This is a genomic window from Aequorivita flava, from assembly GCF_038742595.1.
GTDB lineage: Bacteria > Bacteroidota > Bacteroidia > Flavobacteriales > Flavobacteriaceae > Aequorivita > Aequorivita marisscotiae.
Genome location: NZ_JBANCF010000030.1, coordinates 1 through 3,759, shown reverse-complemented (window position 1 = coordinate 3,759; position 3,759 = coordinate 1). Strand labels below are relative to the sequence as shown.

At 34.3% G+C, this 3,759-nt stretch carries 6 protein-coding genes; all 6 read right to left on the bottom strand.

What is annotated here, in order from left to right; all coding sequences use genetic code 11:
* Positions 1–246: 246 nt before the first annotated feature.
* Positions 247–453, bottom strand: coding sequence for a GDCCVxC domain-containing (seleno)protein (locus VZD24_RS15135; RefSeq protein WP_084677408.1), 207 nt, complete (start codon positions 451–453; stop codon positions 247–249).
* A complete protein-coding gene (gene merTP / locus VZD24_RS15130) occupies positions 453–1,052 on the bottom strand; it encodes a mercuric transport protein MerTP (protein ID WP_342688099.1) in 600 nt (199 codons plus the stop codon). The genes VZD24_RS15135 and merTP overlap by 1 nt, the downstream gene beginning before the upstream one ends.
* Positions 1,049–1,423, bottom strand: coding sequence for an ArsR/SmtB family transcription factor (locus tag VZD24_RS15125; RefSeq protein ID WP_342688098.1), 375 nt, complete (start codon positions 1,421–1,423; stop codon positions 1,049–1,051). Before VZD24_RS15125 ends, merTP begins: the two co-directional genes overlap by 4 nt.
* 289 nt (positions 1,424–1,712) lie before the next feature.
* Entirely contained in the window at positions 1,713–2,084 is a 372-nt protein-coding gene (locus VZD24_RS15120) for a helix-turn-helix domain-containing protein (protein ID WP_342688097.1), read from the bottom strand.
* Between the two features lie 11 nt (positions 2,085–2,095).
* Positions 2,096–2,392, bottom strand: coding sequence for a type II toxin-antitoxin system HigB family toxin (locus VZD24_RS15115; RefSeq protein ID WP_342688096.1), 297 nt, complete (start codon positions 2,390–2,392; stop codon positions 2,096–2,098).
* Positions 2,393–3,054: 662 nt separating this feature from the next.
* Positions 3,055–3,564, bottom strand: coding sequence for a hypothetical protein (locus VZD24_RS15110; protein ID WP_342688094.1), 510 nt, complete (start codon positions 3,562–3,564; stop codon positions 3,055–3,057).
* Between the last annotated feature and the right edge of the window lie 195 nt (positions 3,565–3,759).

Here is a 3,759-nt window from a genome sequence, read left to right as displayed (position 1 = left end):
AAAATAACCAAAATCTAAATAAAAAAACAGCTTATAGATCCATCTTTCAATCTGTAAGCCTAGAATAATAATGTCAAAAATTAATGAAGAAATATGTTGTTTTTTACCTCAGTTCTTTGTTACCCACTGGCTTTATTCCGTTCAGCTTGGTTTTCAGCGTTGGCAAAGACATACTCTTTTGTAATTTTTGGCTTGTGTGTCGGCTGAAGCGAATTACAAATGTGTATGGCTTTTAGCGTTGGCTTTTTAACAACAACTTTTATTTTCTTGAATTGGTGGACAAGCTACTGTACCATAAGAACAATAAACACAACAATCTCCCTCTTTAGGTTTCAAAACCGTTTTGCAATTCTCACATTCGTAGAAAAATTGACAAGCGTTTGTCGGCATATCTTCTACTTTTTTATGTCCGCAGTTTGGACAAGTAATTTCAGATTTTAATATAGTTTCCATTAATTTTCTTTTTTGTCCGTTACTTTATAGCCTGTTGAATTAATTGCTTTCTCAATTTCCGTTTCATTGGTTTTGGTTTTGTCAAATTCAACGATTGCATTTCCATTTTCATAAGACGCTTTTGAGTTTACAATTCCGTTTAGTTTGTTTACTTCGTGATTGACGTGTTCTTCGCAACTTGCACAAGTCATTCCGCTGATTTTAAATTCCGTTGTTTTAATGTCCGATTTGTCAACTACGATTATTTGCTTTTCTGTATTTGGGTAAAAAATCCCTGAATAGTATGGGAAAGCCAACATTACAATTGCAAAAACAGTTACAATTCCTAAAAATTTCCTTGATTGAATAAATTTTGGTTTTTCGTCCGTCTCACAATCACAGTCTATTTCTTTTTGAGGTTTTAGTTTTTGATACCAAGCAAAGCCAAGAACTAAAATTGTCAGTCCAATTAAATAAGGTCTAAAAGGTTCAATCCAAGAAAATGTTGAAGCAATTCCGCTTGTTCCTGCGATTAGAGCCAAAACAGGTGTAATACAACATAATGAAGCTGTAATTGCAGTTAACAAACCTGCACCAATTAATTTGTTTTCGCTTTTCATATCGTTTCTAAAATTTTGTTTTTATCAAGTATCTCAAAGAATGGATTTAGCATTTTTTCGTATTCAGCCGTGAGTGAGTAAAAAATCGTTTGGGCTTCTCTATCGGTTTCTAATAGATTACGGTCTTTCATTTTCCTCAAATGTTGAGAGATTGCAGAAATGTTCATTCCAAGAATATCGCTTAAATCACAAACGCAAAGTCTTTTTTCCTCAAAGAGTAGGTAAAGTATTTTCAGTCGAACGCTATTTCCGACCAATGAAAGTCCGTTCGCCAAATAGTCGAAAGATTCGCTTAATTCCGAAACTGTGTCTTTGCAACGATTTATTTGTTCAATATCGGCTTGTTGTCTTATGCAAGAATTATTTTCCATATCACAAAGTTACTGTTATTTCTTATTTAAGCAAATACTTAAATACAATATTCTCAAGCGTTGGGAAATTTTAGCTCTTTTGGTTTTAAAGCGTTGGATTTGTATGTCGGCAAAAACCGAAAGTGCTAAAATATGCGGTTGGTTTTCAGCTTGTGGGTAACGTTTGGTATAAGCGCAGTAGCGGGATTGACGCACTTAATTTTCGAATAATGACTTACTTTAAATTTATAAAATTACTTTTGAGTTAATCATTTACTCCGCTATTGCGTTTATATATTGTTACCCTTTGTTATTTCTTTTCGAGTTGATAATTACTTATCAAAACTGAAGCTGAAATCTGAAGTATTCTTTCCAAATCTCGTATCATATCCACAGTCAACTTTTTCTTTCTATTGAGGATTTCTGATACTCGACTTTTCCCGCCAATTATTCCCACTAAATCCTTTTGGCGCATATTCAATTCTTCCATCCGTATTTTTATCGCCTCAATTGGGTCGGGTGCCTCAATCGGATAATGTTCATTCTCGTAGTTTTCAATTAACAACGAAAGTATTTCCGCTTCGTCGCCCTCTTTTGTGTTGATTGGTGCATCGAAAATGATTTCCAAGCGTTCAAGTGCGTCTCGGTAATCTTTGTCAGTTTTTATAGGCTTTAATTCCATAATCGGTTTTTTTAAATCGTGTCTGCATCTATTTTGTCATATTCAGCGTGAGTGCCAATAAAACGGATAAATGCCCATTGTTTTTCATAATTGAACTTAGCAACAAGGCGGTAAGAATTTCCCTTTATATTGAAAACTACTCGACCATTCTTTAAGATACTTGCATTGATATACGTTTGCTTGATTTCGTTAGGCGAAAACCATTCAGCACTTTTTGCGGTATCATACCAAGTCTTTAAATATTGTTCTGAATCAGCGTGTTTTTCCCAAAATTCTCGAAGTGTACTTTTTGCAATTATTCGTTTCATCGGTTCAATTATAGAACAAATATACAATTAGTTCTCAAATGTTGAACTATTGACGAGTCTTATTTTTAATAAAGGGTAACGGTTTTGTATAACACACGATGCGTGATGCACTGACTAAATTACATAAAAAATACCTTATTTCCCGCCCGGGCGATTTTTCCGATAAGGAAAAATTGAGCATTGGGCGTTATGCATTGTTATGTTTAGTGCCGACGCATAACAGTGGCACGTCCGAGTCAGAAATCCAAGTCAAAATTTACAGTTTCAGTTTATGATTTTTGTCGAAATTTATTTTTTCCGCCAAACAAGTCCGATTAAAATTTTGTGCAATAATTCCGAAACTCAATTTTGTGTTTAAATAACCGATTGGTACTGTCTGATGCAAGTCCGCTGCATTTTATTCAGCTTGTTTTTTTGTCAATTGGGCTGCGTTAATTTCCAGTCATAATTCGCAAATACGCCCAAATTAAATGCCTCCGAATTAATTCGCAAGAATTCAATTCGGAGGCATTGAACATAACGTTTGGTATAACCGCAGTTACGGATAAATATACGAGGTTTTTCGTTTTAGAACTGGTCTTAGCAATTACGCGTGGATTCGGACGCAGTCGAATCCGCCGTAATTGCGGTTATACGGTGTTGTGCGTAGGCTTTCCACGTTCTCAATAGAATAAGCCGTATTGTTTTTTCTTCCTGTATTTGATTATTCGTCTTACAATATAGAATGTTAAGAGCAATAACGAAAATAGAGGAAGTTCAATCCAGCTAATCAGATATAAGATTGTATCAATTCCAACTCCGATTGTAAGGACAATTAATATGCTTATTAAAATATTTTTTCCGCCATCGCCCGAAAATCCATAATATTCACTCATAAACTCTCCAATTTTCATAAAATATCGAACGTATAAGTCGGATGCGCTATCTTTATTTAAGTCAGTATTCCGAACTGAATTAAAAAATTCCATCAATTTCTTTTTCATTCGAATTTCGCCCAGCTCTTGTAACTTCTGATTTTTTTGTGGATTTAGCCGAGGATTTTCAATTAGATGAAACAGTATATTTTTTATAGATTTTGGATTTATGAATTTCTGTTTGTCATCATCTAATTCAGAGTATAATTTCTCGAATTCAGATTTGACTAAAATATCTAAATCATTCGGTTCATCCATTAATTTTGAAATTGAAAACTGTTTTTTTTAGCTTACGCACAACGGTCTTGTATAACGCACGATGCGTAATGCAAAGACTAAATTACATAAAAAATACCTTATTTCCCGCCCGGGCGATTTTTCCGATAAGGAAAAATTGAGCATTGGGCGTTATGCGTTGTTACCTGTTTTTGCGACACACAACAGTGGCACGAT

Excerpts from the sequence above, each read along its gene's own strand:
- VZD24_RS15135 (WP_084677408.1), bottom strand. The coding sequence starts at position 453 with ATGGAAACTATATTAAAATCTGAAATTACTTGTCCAAACTGCGGACAT.
- merTP (WP_342688099.1), bottom strand. The coding sequence starts at position 1,052 with ATGAAAAGCGAAAACAAATTAATTGGTGCAGGTTTGTTAACTGCAATT.
- VZD24_RS15125 (WP_342688098.1), bottom strand. The coding sequence starts at position 1,423 with ATGGAAAATAATTCTTGCATAAGACAACAAGCCGATATTGAACAAATA.
- VZD24_RS15120 (WP_342688097.1), bottom strand. The coding sequence starts at position 2,084 with ATGGAATTAAAGCCTATAAAAACTGACAAAGATTACCGAGACGCACTT.
- VZD24_RS15115 (WP_342688096.1), bottom strand. The coding sequence starts at position 2,392 with ATGAAACGAATAATTGCAAAAAGTACACTTCGAGAATTTTGGGAAAAA.
- VZD24_RS15110 (WP_342688094.1), bottom strand. The coding sequence starts at position 3,564 with ATGGATGAACCGAATGATTTAGATATTTTAGTCAAATCTGAATTCGAG.